This is a genomic window from Sporomusa sp. (assembly GCF_035561255.1).
Lineage (GTDB): Bacteria > Bacillota > Negativicutes > Sporomusales > Sporomusaceae > Sporomusa.
Genome location: NZ_DATMXX010000121.1, coordinates 1 through 17971, shown reverse-complemented (window position 1 = coordinate 17971; position 17971 = coordinate 1). Strand labels below are relative to the sequence as shown.

The window sequence follows — 17971 nt, the reverse complement described above, 5'->3', positions numbered from 1 at the left end:
CATGATGGCGCTGCGACTATGGACTGGATGGTGCAAGAACAAGAAAGAGGTATAACCATTACCTCTGCGGCCACTACAGCCCAATGGGACGGGCATCGTATTAACATCATTGACACACCAGGACACGTGGACTTTACAGTTGAAGTAGAACGTTCACTCAGAGTGCTTGATGGCTCGGTTGCGGTATTTTGTGCTAAAGGTGGCGTAGAACCTCAGTCTGAGACTGTATGGCGTCAAGCTGATAAATACGGCGTTCCCCGTATGGCATATGTTAACAAAATGGACATCACCGGTGCTGATTTCTACCGGGTAGTCGATATGATGAAAAGCCGTCTTGGCGCGTTTGCGGTGCCTGTCCAATTGCCTATCGGCTTTGAAGACACCTTCAAAGGTTTTGTAGACCTGATTGAAATGAAGGCTGTTATCTACACTGACGATTTAGGTAAAGTGAGCGAGGCTAGCGAGATTCCTGAAGACATGATGGAAAACGCTGAACTGTATCGCCAGAACTTATTGGACGCCGTCGCTGAAAGCGATGATGAGCTGATGATGAAATACCTTGAGGGTGAAGAACTTACCATTGAAGAGATTAAATCAGCTATTCGCAGAGCTACCGTTGCCTGTAAAATGACGCCGGTACTGTGCGGATCGTCTTACAAAAACAAAGGCGTACAACCGCTTTTAGATGCTGTTGTTGCCTATATGCCTGCCCCAACTGATATTCCGGCAATTAAAGGTATTAACCCTGATACTGGTGCTGAAGATGAGCGCGCTGCTGACGATAGCCTGCCGTTCTCCTCACTGGCCTTCAAGATCATGGCTGACCCTTATGTCGGAAAACTGGCTTTCTTCCGGGTATATTCCGGTAAACTTGCTTCCGGTTCTTATGTGTACAACTCCACAAAAGGAAAACGGGAGCGTATTGGCCGGATTCTTCAGATGCATGCTAACCACCGTGAAGAGATCGAAATCGTTTACACTGGCGACATTGCCGCTGCTGTGGGCCTGAAAGATACTACTACCGGTGATACGCTGTGCGACGATAAAAATATCATTATTCTTGAGTCCATGGTCTTCCCTGATCCGGTTATCTCAATTGCCGTTGAACCTAAGACCAAAGCTGACCAGGAAAAAATGGGTGTCGCATTAAATCGTCTTGCTGAAGAAGATCCTACCTTCAAGATGTATACCGACCAGGAAACTGGTCAAACCATCATCTCCGGCATGGGCGAGTTGCATCTTGAGATTATCGTTGACCGGATGCTCCGAGAGTTCAAGGTTGAGTGCAATGTAGGTAAACCTCAGGTTGCTTACCGCGAAACCATCCGTAAAGGCGTTAAATCTGAGGGTAAGTTTGTCCGCCAATCCGGTGGTCGTGGCCAATACGGCCATTGCTGGCTGCAAATTGAGCCACTTGAACCAGGTCAAGGCTTTATCTTTGAAAATAAGGTTGTCGGTGGTGCTATTCCTAAAGAGTTCATTAATCCGATTGAAGCTGGTATCAAGGAAGCGATGGCAACCGGCGTATCTGCTGGTTATCCAATGGTTGACATTAAGGTCACAGTCGTTGACGGCTCATACCATGATGTTGACTCCTCGGAAATGGCTTTCAAAATTGCTGGTTCAATGGGCTTCAAAGCCGGTTGTATTAAAGCAACACCGGTTATCCTGGAGCCATATATGAAAGTTGAAGTTATTGTCCCCGAAGACTATATGGGCGATGTTATCGGCGATTTAAACTCCCGTCGTGGTCGCATCGAGGGTATGGAAGGCCGTTCTGGTGCTCAATCGATAAAAGCGTTTGTGCCCCTTTCAGAAATGTTCGGTTACTCAACAGACCTTCGGTCAAAAACGCAAGGCCGTGGCAACTACTCAATGGAATTCGATCATTACGAAGAAGTTCCTAAAGCTATTGCCGAAGTTATTGCTGCCAAAAATAAGGGTGCTTAACTTACAACGAATCATCAACTGCTAGTCTGAAAAATATTACTAATAAATATAGGAGGTAACACTCAAATGGCTAAGAAAAAGTTTGAAAGAAACAAACCCCACGTAAATATTGGTACCATTGGTCATGTTGACCATGGCAAAACCTCGCTGACTGCCGCAATCACCATGACCCTGTCCAAACACGGCGGAGCCGAGTTCATGGCCTATGATCAAATTGATAAAGCGCCGGAAGAAAGAGAACGCGGTATCACCATCAACACTGCCCACGTTGAATACGAAACCCCTGCCCGCCACTATGCCCACGTTGACTGCCCAGGCCATGCTGACTATGTTAAAAACATGATCACCGGCGCAGCGCAAATGGACGGCGCTATCCTGGTTGTATCAGCTGCAGACGGCCCGATGCCGCAAACCCGCGAACACATCCTGCTGTCCCGCCAAGTAGGCGTGCCTGCCATGGTTGTATTCCTGAACAAGGCTGACCTGGTTGATGACGCTGAACTGATGGAACTGGTAGAAATGGAAGTTCGCGAACTTCTCTCCAGCTATGAATTCCCCGGCGACGACATCCCTGTGGTCAGTGGTTCTGCGGTTAAGGTTCTTAACTGCGGTTGCGCTAAACGCGAGTGCGAATGGTGCGGTAAGATCCATGACCTCATGGACAAAGTTGATCAATACATCCCGACACCGGAACGCGCAACAGATAAACCATTTCTAATGCCGGTAGAAGACGTGTTCACCATTACTGGCCGTGGTACTGTAGCCACCGGACGTGTAGAACGCGGTGTAGTAAAAGTAAGTGAGACCATTGAAATCGTTGGTATGACTGAAAAGCCTAAATCGACAGTAGTAACCGGCGTAGAAATGTTCCGCAAACTGCTTGATTCTGCAGTAGCCGGCGATAACATCGGCGCCCTGCTTCGCGGTGTAGACCGTAAAGAAATCGAGCGCGGCCAAGTACTTGCTAAGCCTGGTTCCATTAAGCCACATACAGAATTCAAATCCGAAGTATATGTATTGTCCAAAGAAGAAGGCGGCCGCCACACCCCGTTCTTTAACGGCTACCGTCCGCAGTTCTACTTCCGGACAACTGACGTAACCGGAGTTGTTACCCTGCCGGACGGCGTAGAAATGGTAATGCCTGGCGACAACATTCAAATGAACATTGCGCTTATCACCCCGATTGCTATCGAAGAAGGACTGCGTTTCGCGATTCGCGAAGGCGGCCGTACTGTTGGCGCCGGTGTTGTTACCGCGATTGTTAAATAACAGCTAAAATCCCTTATTTTACAAAAAGAACTGTATATTAAAAGTTTTATATGATATAATAAATAGGCAGGGAAATAACCCTGCTTTATTTATTGACATACCCGAGCCTGTGGGCTATTGACATGCCAATATAATTATGATAAATTGTATTAGTGACATTTAAGAAAAAAACTATTAAATAATAGACCCACGGTGCTATATTTACTGGTAAGAGAGGTGTACAGGATGCGCAACGCGGTAACATTGGCCTGCACAGAATGCAAACAACGCAATTATCAGACCAATAAAAACAAGAAGAACGACCCGGATAGATTGGAGTTCAACAAATACTGCAAGTTCTGCAAGAAACAAACTCCACACAAAGAAACAAAGTAACCATAACATTGTAAGCTTGCCACAGTAATTTGTGGTTTGGCTCGATTGGTAGAGAGTTGCAGTATCTCAAACCCCTTGTTTGCGGGTTTAAGTACTGTTGTCTTTGTCGAAATGTACGTACAGGATGTGAGAGAATGGCCGCCCAGGAAACAGCTATCCAGACGAATACATCGCGCTGGAAAAAATTTTTGCGGGAAGTAAAAGCTGAACTAAAAAAGGTAACATGGCCGAATAAATCAGAACTTATTTCCTATACGGGAATTGTATTTGTGACGGTTATTGTTATTGCGGCCCTGATATGGGTGATTGATGCTTCTTTCACTCAACTGTTAAAGGTTATCATGAAGTAGACTAGGGGGGTGGGGGGCGTACTATCGTCCCTTGAGGCTATGGAATCCGAAAAACTCGAAAAACACTGGTATGTCATCCATACATATTCCGGTTATGAAAACAAGGTAAAAGCTAATCTGGAGAAAAAAGTCCATTCTATGGCAATGGAAAGTGAAGTTTTCCGGGTGCTGGTACCGATGGAAGATGAAGTGGAAATAAAAGATGGCAAGAAAAAAATTGCCAAGAAAAAAGTTTTCCCCGGGTATGTTCTGGTCGAAATGATTGTAACAGACCGCTCCTGGTATGTTGTGCGCAATACCCCGGGTGTTACCGGTTTTGTCGGGTCTGGAACCAAGCCTATTCCGCTGAGCGAAAGTGAAGTCAAACACATCCTCAAGTCAATGGGTATGGAAGAGGCTAAGCCGAAAATTAATATTGAGCTCAACCAGCTGGTGCGTATCACTTCAGGTGCTTTCGAAAATTGGACAGCCACTGTAATGGATATTAATCCTGACCGCGGCAAGCTTAAAGTGCTTGTCAACATGTTTGGTCGGGAAACACCTGTAGAGCTTGATTTTGCTCAGGTTACGAAAGTTGATTAAGGAGGTGTAATATAATGGCTAAAAAGGTTGTAAAGCTTGTAAAACTGCAAGTTCCCGCTGGCAAAGCCACTCCGGCTCCTCCCGTAGGTCCGGCACTTGGTCAGGCTGGCGTCAATATCATGGCTTTTGTTAAGGAGTTTAACGAGAGAACGGCCAAACAAGCCGGTCTTATCATTCCGGTGGAAATTACGGTATTTGAAGATAGATCATTTACCTTTATTACCAAGACCCCACCTGCTGCTATTCTTCTGAAAAAAGCTGCCGGTATTGAAACTGCTTCTGGCGAACCTAACAAAAAGAAGGTTGCGAAAGTTAACCGGGATAAAGTTCGGGAAATCGCCGAGTCCAAAATGCAAGATCTTAATGCCGCCAGCGTTGAAGCTGCTATGCGGATGATTGAGGGTACTGCCCGCAGCATGGGCATCGACATCGTCGACTAATAGGGACGATGTAAGTGGGAGGACTAAATACTTCCGTTATTACCACGAAGGAGGCTAATTAATATGCCGAAACATGGCAAAAGGTACATTGAAGCCGCTAAGCTTATCGATCTGGATAAGCTGTATGACCCTGAGGAAGCGGTAGAACTCATTAAGAAGACTGCAAGTGCTAAGTTTGATCAAACTGTAGAAGTGGCAGTTAAACTGGGCGTTGATCCAAAACACGCCGATCAGCAGGTGCGTGGCGCTGTTGTGCTTCCACATGGCACTGGCAAGACTAAACGTGTGCTGGTATTTGCAAAAGGTGAAAAAGCAAAAGAAGCTGAAGCGGCTGGTGCAGACATTGTCGGCGCTGAAGACATCGTGGAAAAAATCCAAGGTGGCTGGGCTGATTTTGATGTTGCTGTTGCTACCCCGGATATGATGGGTATGGTGGGCCGTCTTGGTAAAATTCTCGGTCCTAAAGGCTTAATGCCTAACCCTAAAGTAGGTACTGTTACGCTTGATGTAACACGTGCTATTAATGAAATTAAAGCCGGTAAGATTGAATACCGTACTGATAAAGCCGGTAATATCCATGCTCCTATCGGCAAGATATCTTTCGACAACGAGAAGTTGCTCAGAAACTTCCACACCCTGATTGACACTTTGATTAAGGTTAAGCCATCTGCTGCCAAAGGTCAGTATATGCGGAACATTTCCTTAAGCTCAACAATGGGTCCTGGTGTTAAAGTCAACCCGCTCAAAGCACCCGGCAAAAAAGAGTAATATTAAAACAATTTAATATTTATGAGGCTGTAGACAGTAGGTTGTTAAAGTAAAAGCTTTTTAGAAGCTTTCCTGCCGAGGCCGGGGATTTGCAGCGTGTAACTCAAAATGGTTATAACGCGGCCTCCGGTGTGTTTACACTGGAGGCCGCTTTTGCTTTTGATACTTTCTAAAGGGGGTGTAATGTAAATGGCTATAACTAAAGAAAAACAACAGTCGGTTGCTGACCTGAAAGAAAAACTCGTCGCTACCAAAGGCGCCGTTCTGACCAACTACCGTGGCTTAACTGTGGCTCAGGATACCAAACTGCGCCGCAAGCTGCGTGAAGCAGGTGTTGAATACCGGGTATTTAAAAATACTCTGACTCGCATCGCTGCCAAAGAAGCAGGGATTGAAGGACTTGATCCTTATCTCGAAGGACCAACCGCCATCGCCATGTCTTCGACTGATCCTGTAGCACCGGCTAAAGTTATTTCTGATTTTGTTAAAGAAAACAAACTGCAAACTCTGGAAGTAAAAGCTGGTCTCGTAGAAGGTAAAGTTATTGATGCTAATGGCGTTAAGTCTCTGTCCAACCTGCCCGCGCGCGAAGTGCTTATTGCTCAGGTTTTGGCAGGTATGCAGGCTCCTATCGCCGGTTTCGTCAATGTGCTTTCCGGCACTATGCGCAATCTGGTGTATGCGCTTGACGCTGTTCGTCAACAAAAAGAATCAGCGTAATCTAGTTATCTTAGAAAATAATTTTAAATGAAATTTGTGGAGGTATTTTAACATGACTAAAGAACAAATTATGGAAGCCATTGAGCAAATGACTGTGCTCGAACTTTCCGAACTGGTAAAAGCCCTTGAAGAAAAATTCGGTGTTTCCGCTGCTGCTCCTGCCGCTGCTGCTGCTCCTGCTGCCGCTGCTGCTCCTGTTGCTGAAGAACAAACCGAGTTTGACGTAGTTTTGACCAACGCTGGCGCTGGCAAAATTAACGTTATCAAAGTTGTACGCGAAGTTACCGGTCTTGGCCTCAAAGAAGCCAAAGATTTAGTTGATGCTGCTCCTAAAGCCATCAAAGAAAAAGTTTCCAAAGCTGATGCCGAAGCTCTCAAAGCTAAGCTTGTTGAAGCTGGCGCAACTGTAGAAGTTAAGTAATTAACTTAATAGAAAGGAGCACCTTTTCCGAGGGTGCTCCTTTTAATTTGAAATAATTTCATATTATACCTAAATTTTCTTGACGTATTAGATAATATATGATACCATTATATATCGCCGTACATGTTTATATTGCTATATCCTGACTAGCTTTTCTGGGGTGAAAATCCGTTAAATTCTGGGTATAAATTCCGGATTGGCAGGAAATAGTAATATAATGGAGGATGAATCGGTATTCATCGAAAAAAAAGCAAGGACCTTGATTATTGTATAGAGCCTTGCTTGTTTTGTATTTTTATCATTCATTTGACTGGCTTAGTATTTGCAATATATCGCTATCTTATGTAGAACAGCGATAATGCAATATGTGTCAGTGTAAAATGGCTAAGGGGTGGGTTAATGTTTAATCCTGTTCCGGTGGGCAAAAGGTTCAGGTATAGTTATGCCAAAATCGAAGAAGTGCTGGACATGCCCAACCTTATAGAAATTCAGAAGAATTCTTACAACTGGTTTCTTAAGGAAGGCTTACAGGAGATATTCCGTGATATCTCTCCAATCCAGGACTTTACTGGCAACCTGATTCTGTCCTTTGAAAACTTTACACTGGGCGAACCGAAATATGATGTTGAAGAGTGCAAAGAGAGGGATGTTACCTTTGCCGCTCCGCTTCGCGTCAGCGTCCGGTTGTACAACAAAGAAACGCAGGAGATAAAAGAGCAGGAAGTATTTATGGGCGATTTCCCGCTCATGACTGACAATGGCACCTTTATTATTAATGGGGCCGAACGGGTTATTGTCAGCCAGCTGGTACGCTCACCAGGCGTATATTACGGCGAGTCGATTGATACGACTGGTAAGAAGCTGTATAATGCTACCGTTATCCCTAATCGTGGTGCATGGCTGGAACTTGAGACTGATCCCAATGATGTTGTGTCAGTCCGGGTAGACCGTACCCGAAAACTACCGGTCACTGTTCTTATCCGTTCATTAGGCTTTGTCTCTAACGGTGTAATTTCCGAACTGTTTAATGATGATGTACGCATCCGGGCGACACTGGAACGGGACAACACTGACTCGAGGGAAGAAGCCCTTGTTGAAATCTATAAACGGCTGCGTCCAGGCGAGCCGCCGACAGTCGAAAATGCTGCCCAGCTTTTGGAATCACTGTTTTTTGACTCTAAGCGTTACGACCTGGCTACGGTTGGCCGCTATAAACTTGGTAAAAAATTAGGCTGGCGCCGTCGCCTTCTGGGAAAAACGCTCGGTCAACCGCTGGTTGATAAAGAAACCGGTGAGATCGTCGTTGAAGAAAATACCGTTCTGGAAGAAGATGTACTTGACCGCATTGCTGCTGCCAAGGTTTTTGCGGGTGCAGGCAAACATGAGGCCTGGATTAAGCAAAAAGACGGTACTCCGGTAAAACTAGTGCTCAATTCGGTGCTGCCATTTACGCATCGTACCATTACCAGAGAGGATATCATTGCTGCAATCAGCTATCTGCTCAACTTAATGGACGGTCATGGCACTACTGATGATATTGACCATTTAGGCAACCGCCGCCTGCGTTCTGTCGGCGAACTGCTGCAAAATCAGTTTCGTATCGGTTTGGCCCGGATGGAACGTGTTGTTAAAGAACGTATGACTATTCAGGATATCGATGTAATTACGCCACAGGCTCTTATTAATATCAGGCCTGTCGTCGCCGCAATCAAAGAATTTTTTGGCTCCAGCCAGTTATCACAATTTATGGATCAGACCAATCCGTTGGCTGAACTTACTCATAAACGACGTCTTAGCGCCCTGGGACCTGGCGGACTTAGCCGGGAACGTGCCGGCTTTGAAGTCCGGGACGTTCACCATTCTCACTATGGCCGGATGTGTCCGATTGAGACACCAGAGGGTCCGAACATCGGACTTATCGGGTCACTGTCTACTTTTGGGCGAATCAATGAATTTGGTTTTATTGAGACACCATACCGTAAAGTCAGTAAGCAGGAACACCGGGTAACCGAAGATGTTATGTACCTGACGGCCGACGAAGAAGATGAAATGATTATCGCCCAGGCCAATGAGCCCCTTGATGATCAGGGCCGATTTAAAGAGCCGCGTGTTACCTGCCGTTATAAACACGAGATCCTCGTAGTCCCGGCCGAAAAAGTCGACTATATGGATGTTTCACCAAAGCAGGTAGTCTCTATAGCTACAGCTATGATTCCCTTCCTGGAAAACGATGATGCCAACCGGGCCTTGATGGGTGCTAACATGCAACGTCAGGCCGTGCCGCTCCTTAAAACGCAGGCGCCACTCATTGGTACTGGTATGGAGTACAAGGCTGCCCGGGACTCCGGTGTAGTTATCTTAGCTAAGAATGCAGGCGTTATTGAAAAAGTCACAGCCACAGAGATTCATATTCGCACTGAAAAGGGTGGCCTTGATACCTATAAATTGCTTAAGTACCTGCGTTCTAACCAAGGTACCTGCATTAACCAAAAGCCGATCGTGTACAAAGGTGAACAAATCGTAAAAGGCCAGGTGCTTGCTGATGGACCGTCAACCGATAAAGGTGAGCTAGCACTGGGCTATAACGTTTTAGTAGCTTTTATGCCATGGGAAGGCTACAATTACGAGGATGCCATCCTCTTGAGCCAGGACCTGGTCAAAGAAGATGTCTTTACTTCCATACATATTGAAGAGTATGAATGCGATGCACGAGACACTAAACTGGGGCCTGAAGAAATTACCCGTGATATTCCCAATGTCGCAGAAGATGTATTGCGGGACCTGGATGACCGGGGAATTATCCGTGTTGGCGCAGAAGTGCGCCCAGGTGATATTTTAGTCGGTAAAGTAACGCCGAAAGGCGAGACTGAATTGACGGCTGAAGAACGTCTCCTTAGGGCCATATTTGGCGAAAAAGCCCGGGAGGTTCGTGATACCTCACTCCGCGTACCACATGGTGAAGCCGGTAAGATTGTTGACGTAAAAGTTTTTACCCGTGAAAACGGCGATGAACTACCACCAGGTGTTAACCAGTTAGTACGCTGCTATATCGCACAAAAACGGAAAATATCTGAAGGCGACAAAATGGCCGGACGCCATGGTAATAAAGGGGTAGTTTCCCGGATTATGCCCAAAGAGGATATGCCCTTCCTGCCTGACGGCACACCGGTGCAAATCGTATTAAATCCGTTAGGCGTACCATCGCGTATGAATATCGGTCAGGTACTTGAAACCCACTTAGGCCGTGCTGCCGCTGCTATTGGTATGCAGGTTAAAATGGGCGACCCGACTTTAGTCGAGCGCCTGAAAGCTATCAACTATGACATCGAAAAACATGGTATGCCCCAGCCTGATCGCGCAGGTATTCATCTGGCAACACCGGTATTTGATGGTGCCACAGAAACTGAGGTTATCCGGACACTTACAGCTGCAGGTTTGTCGGAAGATGGAAAAACCGACCTTTATGACGGCAGGACTGGTGAACCTTTTGACAATCGCGTAACTGTTGGGTATGTGTATATGCTCAAATTGGCTCACTTGGTTGATGATAAGATTCATGCCCGCTCTACAGGACCGTACTCGCTTGTTACCCAGCAGCCGCTTGGTGGTAAAGCCCAGTTTGGCGGCCAGCGCTTCGGCGAGATGGAGGTTTGGGCCCTGGAGGCCTACGGTGCTGCTTACACTCTGCAGGAGCTGTTAACAGTTAAATCTGATGATGTTGTCGGCCGTGTGAAAACCTATGAGGCTATTGTCAAAGGTGAAAACGTGCCTGAACCTGGTGTACCAGAGTCCTTCAAGGTGCTGATTAAAGAACTCCAGAGTATTGGTCTTGATGTTAAGATACTGACAGAAGATGCGCAGGAAATTATGATTCGCGATTCTGACGAAGACATCAACGAAACTGCTAAGGAGTTAGAACTCAATATTGGCGACGATATGCCGAAGGCTCCCATTGAACGCAAAAAGGCGGACCTTGAGAGTGATATAGTTGACGAACTCGAAGCCAATGACGATATCGAACCGCTAGAAGAAGAACTTGACATTATCGCTGAAATTGGTGAAATGGAACCAGATATTGCTCAGCGGGCAGATGAAGATGAATTTGATTTCCAGCCTCAAAAGAGCAATGCGAAGAAGCTCAAAGAAAATGCTAAAAAGTCTAATCCCCGTGAGTATATGGAAGACATGATAGAAGACGAGGATCTGGACTAGTTAGAAGGGAGCGATATCCCCTTGTTGGATGTAAATAACTTTGATTCGATGCGTATTGGTCTGGCGTCACCGGAGCAGATCCGCAAGTGGTCGCATGGCGAAGTAAGAAAGCCTGAAACAATTAACTACCGTACGTTGAAGCCGGAGCGGGAAGGTCTGTTTTGCGAAAAGATCTTTGGACCGACTAGGGACTGGGAGTGTCATTGCGGTAAGTATAAGCGGATTCGCTATAAAGGCATTATCTGCGACCGCTGCGGTGTAGAGGTAACCCGGTCTAAGGTCCGGCGTGATCGAATGGGCCATATAGAACTGGCAGCACCTGTTTCCCATATCTGGTATTTTAAGGGTATACCAAGCCGGATGGGACTTATCCTTGATATTTCCCCACGTTCGCTGGAAAAAGTATTATACTTTGCTTCCTATATCGTGCTTGATCCCGGTGACACCCCGCTCATGAAAAAACAGCTACTGAATGAAAATGAGTATCGTGAGCATAGAGATAAATATGGTAGCGCCTTTAAAGTAGGCATGGGTGCCGAAGCTATTAAAAAGCTCCTCGAAGAGCTTGATTTGGAAAAAATGAGCCGGGAACTCCGGCAAGAACTAAAAGAAGTAAGTGGTCAACGAAAAATCCGGGCCATTCGTCGCCTGGAAGTTTCCGAGGCTTTCCGTAAGTCGGGAAATAATCCGGCCTGGATGATCATGGATGTAACCCCGGTTATTCCGCCGGAATTACGGCCAATGGTACAGCTTGACGGTGGTCGTTTTGCCACCTCAGACTTAAATGACTTATACCGCCGGGTAATTAACCGTAATAACCGTTTGAAACGTCTCTTAGACTTAGGGGCACCGGATATCATTGTTCGCAATGAGAAGCGCATGCTGCAAGAAGCCGTTGATGCTCTGATCGACAATGGCCGACGCGGCCGCCCGGTCACCGGTCCAGGTAACCGCCCCCTAAAATCATTGAGCGATATGCTCAAAGGTAAGCAGGGCCGCTTCCGTCAGAATCTCTTGGGAAAACGGGTAGATTATTCTGGCCGTTCAGTTATCGTAGTTGGTCCGGAACTTAAACTGCACCAATGCGGCTTACCTAAAGAGATGGCGTTGGAACTATTTAAGCCTTTTGTTATGAAAAAGCTGGTCAATGCAGGCCATGCTCATAATATCAAAAGTGCCAAGAGGATGGTCGAAAGAGTGCGCCCCGAGGTTTGGGACGTTCTGGAAGAGGTTATCAAAGAACATCCGGTACTCTTAAATCGTGCCCCAACATTGCATCGATTAGGTATTCAGGCATTTGAGCCTGTACTCTCCGAAGGCCGGGCCATTAAAATCCATCCACTAGTATGTACAGCATACAATGCCGACTTTGACGGCGACCAAATGGCGGTACATGTGCCCTTGTCCGCAGAGGCTCAGGCAGAGGCCAGGATGCTCATGCTGTCAGCACATAACATTCTGTCCACAAAAGATGGCAGGCCGGTAGCAACTCCTACCCAGGATATGGTATTAGGCGCCTACTATCTAACCATTGAAAAAGACCCTGTAGATGGCCACTTGAGAGCCTTCTCCAACATGAACGAAGCGCTACTGGCTTATCATCATAAGACATTAGGTTTGCATGAGAAACTCAGAATGCGTATAGAGGGTTATGGTTTGGTCCATACCACTATAGGCCGCCTGATTTTCAATGAGGTATTGCCACACGAGCTCAGGCATTATGAGAAAAAAGGCGAAGAATGGCACCTCGGCAAACTGATGGATAAAAAGCAACTAGGCAGGCTTGTTGCTGATTCATACCGTATTTTTGGTAATGCCAAAACAGCAGTAGTGTTAGATGCTGTTAAGCGTCTGGGCTTCTCGTTCGCCTGTCGCGCCGGGATCACAATTGCGATTTCGGATATCAAAATACCGGGTGAGAAGAAAGAAATTCTGGCAGCAGCCGAAGACAGAGTTAATACCATTGATAAACAGTATCGCCGTGGTCTGATTACCGATGATGAACGCTACAAAAAGACAATTGACCTGTGGACCAAAGCCACTGATGATGTTACTGCAGCTATGATGGCCACACTGGACCGGTTTAACCCTGTCTATATGATGGCAAACTCAGGTGCCCGCGGTAACATCCAGCAGATCCGTCAGTTAGCCGGTATGCGCGGTCTCATGGCCGATCCGTCCGGACGAATCATTGACTTGCCTATTAAAGCTAACTTCCGTGAAGGGTTAACAGTATTAGAGTACTTTATCTCTACCCATGGTGCGCGTAAAGGCCTGGCTGATACCGCACTCCGGACAGCCGACTCCGGTTACCTCACCCGTCGCTTGGTTGACGTAGCTCAGGATGTCATTGTTCGTGAAGAAGATTGTGATATTGTCGGTCTTAACCTGGTGCGTGAACGGGCGCGGCTGGCTCAGTCCAGCGCCGGTGCCATTGACATGCTCAGAGATACACTCCTAACCCGTGTTTTGGCGCAAGAGGTACTTGATCCTAAGACGGCAGACATACTTTTACCACTAGGAACAGTGCTTAATGATGATAACCTGCGCCTTATCGGTGAACGCGGTGTGCCTGAGATTATGATTCAAGGCCAAACCGATGAAACCGAAGAAGATGTCGGTCGCGCAGCCGCTGCTGAAACCATTGCTCTTGGTGCGCCTGAAGCCAAGGTGCGTGCCGCTCTTAAAGAGGCTATGGTACGGGAGATGTTAGGTAAAAACACGACCGAAGCGATTATAACCAGTGACGGGGTAATTTTAGTTCCTGCTGATACGCCGTTTACCGAGGAACACATTGAGGCTGTATTGGCCAGCTCTGTAAAAGAAGTAAAAGTTCGCAACAATAACGTCAGAGGCATTGAAGTTGAGGCTATCAAAGAAGGTTCTGGGGTTATTGAGTCGCTCAAAGACCGGATTGTCGGCAGAATGTCAGCCGAGGATATTATTAATCCGGCCACTGGAGAGACTATCGTCAAGATTAGTGAATTGATTACTGAGGATCTGGCTGACGAAGTTGTTAAAGTCCGTGAAAAAGTGTCTATTCGTTCAGTGCTTACCTGCCGTTCACGGTATGGGGTGTGCATTAATTGCTATGGCCGTAACCTGGGCACAAGCCATATGGTGGATGTCGGTGAGGCTGTCGGGATTATCGCTGCTCAGTCCATCGGTGAACCTGGCACTCAGCTTACGATGAGAACGTTCCATACCGGCGGTGTAGCCGGCGACGATATTACCCAGGGTTTACCACGGGTAGAGGAATTGTTTGAAGCCCGTAAACCTAAACGCCAGGCTATTATTACCGAGGTTGATGGCAGGGTGGAAGTAAAAGAGATTAAAGGTATGCGTCGGGTTACTATCTTCCCGTCGGATGCCTCACTGGGTGAAGAACGCGTTTACCAGGTTCCTTATGGTGCCAGGCTTATTGTTAGCGACGGGCAAACCGTCGAAGCAGGCGACCGGTTAACTGAAGGCGCGGTAAACCCCCATGATATTCTGCGGGTTAGCGGTCTAAAAGCCACCCAACGTTATCTGGTATACGAGGTTCAAAAAGTATATAAATCTCAGGGTGTTGAAATTAACGATAAGCATATTGAAGTTATGGTTCGCCAGATGATGCACAAAGTCAAAGTGGAAGAAGCCGGTGATACCGATGTTCTTCCGGGCGAGTACATCGACCTCAATACCTTTGAAGAGGAAAATGCAAAAGCGATTGAAGCTGGTGGCGAGCCGGCTATAGCCAGGCCTATTCTCCTGGGTATCACTAAGGCGTCCTTGGCCACAGACTCCTTCTTGTCTGCCGCATCTTTCCAGGAAACCACACGTGTGCTTACCGAAGCAGCTATCAAAGGCAAAGTTGATCCACTCCTGGGGCTTAAAGAAAATGTTATTATCGGCAAACTTATTCCGGCAGGTACCGGCATGAGCCGTTACCGCAACGTACGGCTAAAGATTCCGTCAGCACTGCCAAAACCAGAGGAAATACTTGGGGAATAAGGATAAAATTAGTTAGACATACTAAGACTGGGATGGGTAAAATCACTCCCGGTCTTAGTATTTTATTGCTAGTATTTGCTAAGCATGATACGCTCAGGCGTATAGCCTGTTTTATTCTTTTCGGCTGAGATGCATATAAAAACCACCGGTACATTGGCCGGTGGTGAATTTAAGTATGTGATTAAGACGTATAGGTTGTTTTTTCTGTTTTGATGTTGGCCGCTAACCGGGTTCGTCCCGGTGGGCGGTTTTTTTGTCTCACGGAGAAATGGGAGCTTTTTTTAGATAGAGGAATTATCCTAACTATATAGAACTTATGTAGATATTACCAGACAAAGGGGATAGTAGTAAAACTGCCGATACAAAGTCGGATAAAAACACCGGGAGGACTTTAGATGAAAAAGAATATAATATTGTGTTTTGTTAGTGCTATTTTTATGCTAGTCTTATTGTTAACACCGAAAACTGGAGATGCGGCCATGCTTCGTCCTACGCCAGAGTTTGGGGCTCGAGAATTAGGCGTTGTACTTGATGACTTTATGTTAAAGGGCAAAGTTAATTTCGGGAAATACTATACCGCTGAAAACGCAATCACTAAAAATGGAACTACCCGCTATATTATATCTGAAGGAGATTTCTCGTCGAGATACAGTAGTAGTCCTCTTTTCACAGTTACAACTAATGCCAATACAGGTATGATTACCAGTATCATATTTGAATATTATTTAACGGGCGGATTGAGTGACAGTCAAATTGAATCTATTTACTCTGCATGGGGACAGCCAGTAAAACAAAGATATGGCAATCCAACCGAAGAAGGCCAAAGCCAGTTTGGATATCCGTATAGTAATTTTATTGAAACTGGTAAATATAAGTACAAGATTGAAGCCTATAAAATTACGCCTAGCGGTAAACGTACTTCATCTAGTAATGGCATAGGGGTTTTCAGTTTACACATTGATGCAATATAATTAGATTCAGCCGCTTCATCCTTCAGGGTGGGGTGGCTTTTTTATTACAACCAGTATTACAATCAACCACAAAATGTGATAAGCTAGTAAAGGCAAAAAGGGTATAAATCCAGCAGTTATGGGCATAAATAAACGGTGGTAAATACTGGGGATGATACACCCGGTTTAGTGTATTTAAAAATGCGCGGAAACACTAATAGTTTATTGACATTTGAAATTCGAAATGTTAATATATTAGAGTGCCTTGTGAACAGTGCCTATTTACCCAAAGGAGTTGGAAGCAGTGAATGGTGAGAAACTTGCTGGTTTAAAGACCGCCAATAAAGCCATTGGCGCTAAACAAACAGCGCGGGCTGTGGAAAAAGGTCTGGCTGCCAATGTGTATCTTGCTGCTGATGCCGATCGCCGGGTGGTAGCGCCGCTGGCGCACCTGTGTAGTCAAAAAGGTGTGCTGGTTGATGAAACGGCGACTATGAGTGAACTTGGTAAGGCCTGCGGCATTGAAGTAGGGGCTGCGGCTGTAGCTGTTTTAAAATAGCGACCGGCAAGGACAAGTCGTTAATAATTTTGCCTCCTGTAAGCAGCAGGTGAAGTTTTTAATAATAAATAACGAGATTGGGGAAGGAGGTGCGCTTAATAAATGCCAACAATTAATCAATTAGTGCGCAAAAGCCGGGAGTCGCTGATACAAAAATCCACTGCTCCTGCACTTAAAGATTGTCCGCAAAAACGTGGCGTATGCACGAGAGTATATACAACTACTCCAAAGAAACCTAACTCTGCACTTCGCAAAGTAGCCCGTGTACGCTTAACAAACGGCATCGAAGTAACCGCCTACATTCCGGGTATTGGTCACAACTTGCAGGAACATTCGGTTGTACTTATCCGTGGTGGCAGGGTTAAAGATTTGCCAGGTGTACGTTATCACATTATTCGCGGTGCTCTTGACACTGCCGGTGTTGCGAAACGTAGCCAGGGCCGTTCGAAATACGGCGCCAAAAAAGCCGTTGCTAAGAAGTAACTGCTAGAAATGCTGTAGAGTTTTGGAAAAAGGAGGGATACTGATGCCAAGAAAAGGTGCTGTTCCCAAGCGGGATGTATTACCGGATCCGGTATATAGCTCCAAGCTTGTAACAAGATTTATCAACAAATTAATGTATGACGGCAAGAAAGGTATTGCCGAAAACATTGTATATGATGCATTCGAGGCAATTCGTGCCAAAACCGGCAAAGATCCGATGGATGTTTTTGAAACAGCGTTGAAGAACGTTATGCCGGTTCTTGAAGTTCGTGCTCGCCGTGTGGGTGGAGCTAACTATCAAGTGCCTGTAGAAGTGCGGCCTGACCGTAAAATGTCGCTTGGTATTCGCTGGTTGGTTAACTATTCACGCGCTCGCGGTGAAAAAACCATGCACGAACGCCTTGCTTCAGAATTAATGGATGCTGCCAACAATACCGGCGCGTCTGTTAAGAAACGTGAAGATACCCACAAAATGGCTGAAGCCAATAAGGCTTTTGCTCATTACCGCTGGTAAAATTCGAAGTACGGAGTTCACGGTGCGGGAATCGGACATATGGGGGTTGCGTAAGCAACCCGTCTTTGATTCGAAACAGCACGCGGCGAAACCGCGATACTAAGGAGTGAAAATAGTGGCCCGAAAGTTTCCACTTGAAAAGACGCGGAACATCGGCATCATGGCGCATATAGACGCCGGCAAGACCACTACGACTGAACGCATACTGTTTTATACCGGCAGAGTACACAAAATTGGTGAAGTGCATGATGGCGCTGCGACTATGGACTGGATGGTGCAAGAACAAGAAAGAGGTATAACCATTACCTCTGCGGCCACTACAGCCCAATGGGACGGGCATCGTATTAACATCATTGACACACCAGGACACGTGGACTTTACAGTT

The 17971-nt window shown here is 46.2% G+C and carries 16 protein-coding genes; all 16 read left to right on the top strand.

The genetic code is table 11. From position 1 onward, the window contains the following. Positions 1-1950, top strand: a 1950-nt coding sequence (fusA, locus tag VN379_RS07160) for an elongation factor G (RefSeq protein WP_325532284.1), incomplete at its 5' end; no start/stop codon positions are given. Between the two features lie 66 nt (positions 1951-2016). Next, positions 2017-3219 (top strand): elongation factor Tu, encoded by a 1203-nt coding sequence (gene tuf, locus VN379_RS07155; RefSeq protein WP_325532282.1) that lies wholly within the window; start codon positions 2017-2019, stop codon positions 3217-3219. Between the two features lie 225 nt (positions 3220-3444). Next, the gene (gene rpmG, locus VN379_RS07150) at positions 3445-3594 is read left to right on the top strand and encodes a 50S ribosomal protein L33 (RefSeq protein WP_075752794.1); all 150 of its coding nucleotides are present in this window, start codon (positions 3445-3447) and stop codon (positions 3592-3594) included. Positions 3595-3728: 134 nt separating this feature from the next. Next, entirely contained in the window at positions 3729-3944 is a 216-nt protein-coding gene (gene secE, locus VN379_RS07145; protein ID WP_325532280.1) for a preprotein translocase subunit SecE, read from the top strand. A 39-nt stretch (positions 3945-3983) separates the two neighbouring features. After that, positions 3984-4526, top strand: a complete 543-nt coding sequence (nusG, locus tag VN379_RS07140) for a transcription termination/antitermination protein NusG (RefSeq protein ID WP_325532286.1) — start codon at positions 3984-3986, stop codon at positions 4524-4526. Positions 4527-4540: 14 nt separating this feature from the next. Continuing rightward, positions 4541-4966 carry a 50S ribosomal protein L11 gene (gene rplK / locus VN379_RS07135; RefSeq protein ID WP_325532278.1) on the top strand — a complete coding sequence of 142 codons (426 nt, stop codon included), beginning with the start codon at positions 4541-4543 and terminating at the stop codon, positions 4964-4966. A 63-nt stretch (positions 4967-5029) separates the two neighbouring features. After that, positions 5030-5734, top strand: coding sequence for a 50S ribosomal protein L1 (gene rplA, locus VN379_RS07130; protein ID WP_325532276.1), 705 nt, complete (start codon positions 5030-5032; stop codon positions 5732-5734). A gap of 189 nt (positions 5735-5923) precedes the next feature. Beyond that, positions 5924-6454, top strand: coding sequence for a 50S ribosomal protein L10 (gene rplJ / locus VN379_RS07125; protein WP_325532274.1), 531 nt, complete (start codon positions 5924-5926; stop codon positions 6452-6454). A gap of 52 nt (positions 6455-6506) precedes the next feature. Beyond that, positions 6507-6875, top strand: a complete 369-nt coding sequence (rplL, locus tag VN379_RS07120; protein ID WP_325532272.1) for a 50S ribosomal protein L7/L12 — start codon at positions 6507-6509, stop codon at positions 6873-6875. A gap of 399 nt (positions 6876-7274) precedes the next feature. After that, positions 7275-11087: a DNA-directed RNA polymerase subunit beta gene (rpoB, locus tag VN379_RS07115; RefSeq protein ID WP_325532270.1), complete on the top strand. Its 3813-nt coding sequence runs from the start codon at positions 7275-7277 to the stop codon at positions 11085-11087. Between the two features lie 21 nt (positions 11088-11108). After that, positions 11109-15080 (top strand): DNA-directed RNA polymerase subunit beta', encoded by a 3972-nt coding sequence (rpoC, locus tag VN379_RS07110; RefSeq protein ID WP_325532268.1) that lies wholly within the window; start codon positions 11109-11111, stop codon positions 15078-15080. A 395-nt stretch (positions 15081-15475) separates the two neighbouring features. After that, positions 15476-16051 (top strand): hypothetical protein, encoded by a 576-nt coding sequence (locus VN379_RS07105; protein ID WP_325532266.1) that lies wholly within the window; start codon positions 15476-15478, stop codon positions 16049-16051. 283 nt (positions 16052-16334) lie between these two features. Then, a complete protein-coding gene (locus VN379_RS07100) occupies positions 16335-16589 on the top strand; it encodes a ribosomal L7Ae/L30e/S12e/Gadd45 family protein (RefSeq protein WP_325532264.1) in 255 nt (84 codons plus the stop codon). A 102-nt stretch (positions 16590-16691) separates the two neighbouring features. Then, positions 16692-17072 (top strand): 30S ribosomal protein S12, encoded by a 381-nt coding sequence (gene rpsL / locus VN379_RS07095; protein WP_325532262.1) that lies wholly within the window; start codon positions 16692-16694, stop codon positions 17070-17072. A 43-nt stretch (positions 17073-17115) separates the two neighbouring features. Beyond that, on the top strand, positions 17116-17586 hold the full coding sequence (gene rpsG, locus VN379_RS07090) for a 30S ribosomal protein S7 (protein WP_325532260.1): 471 nt from the start codon (positions 17116-17118) through the stop codon (positions 17584-17586). A gap of 115 nt (positions 17587-17701) precedes the next feature. Then, on the top strand, positions 17702-17971 hold a 270-nt coding region (locus VN379_RS07085), incomplete at its 3' end, for a GTP-binding protein (protein ID WP_325532258.1).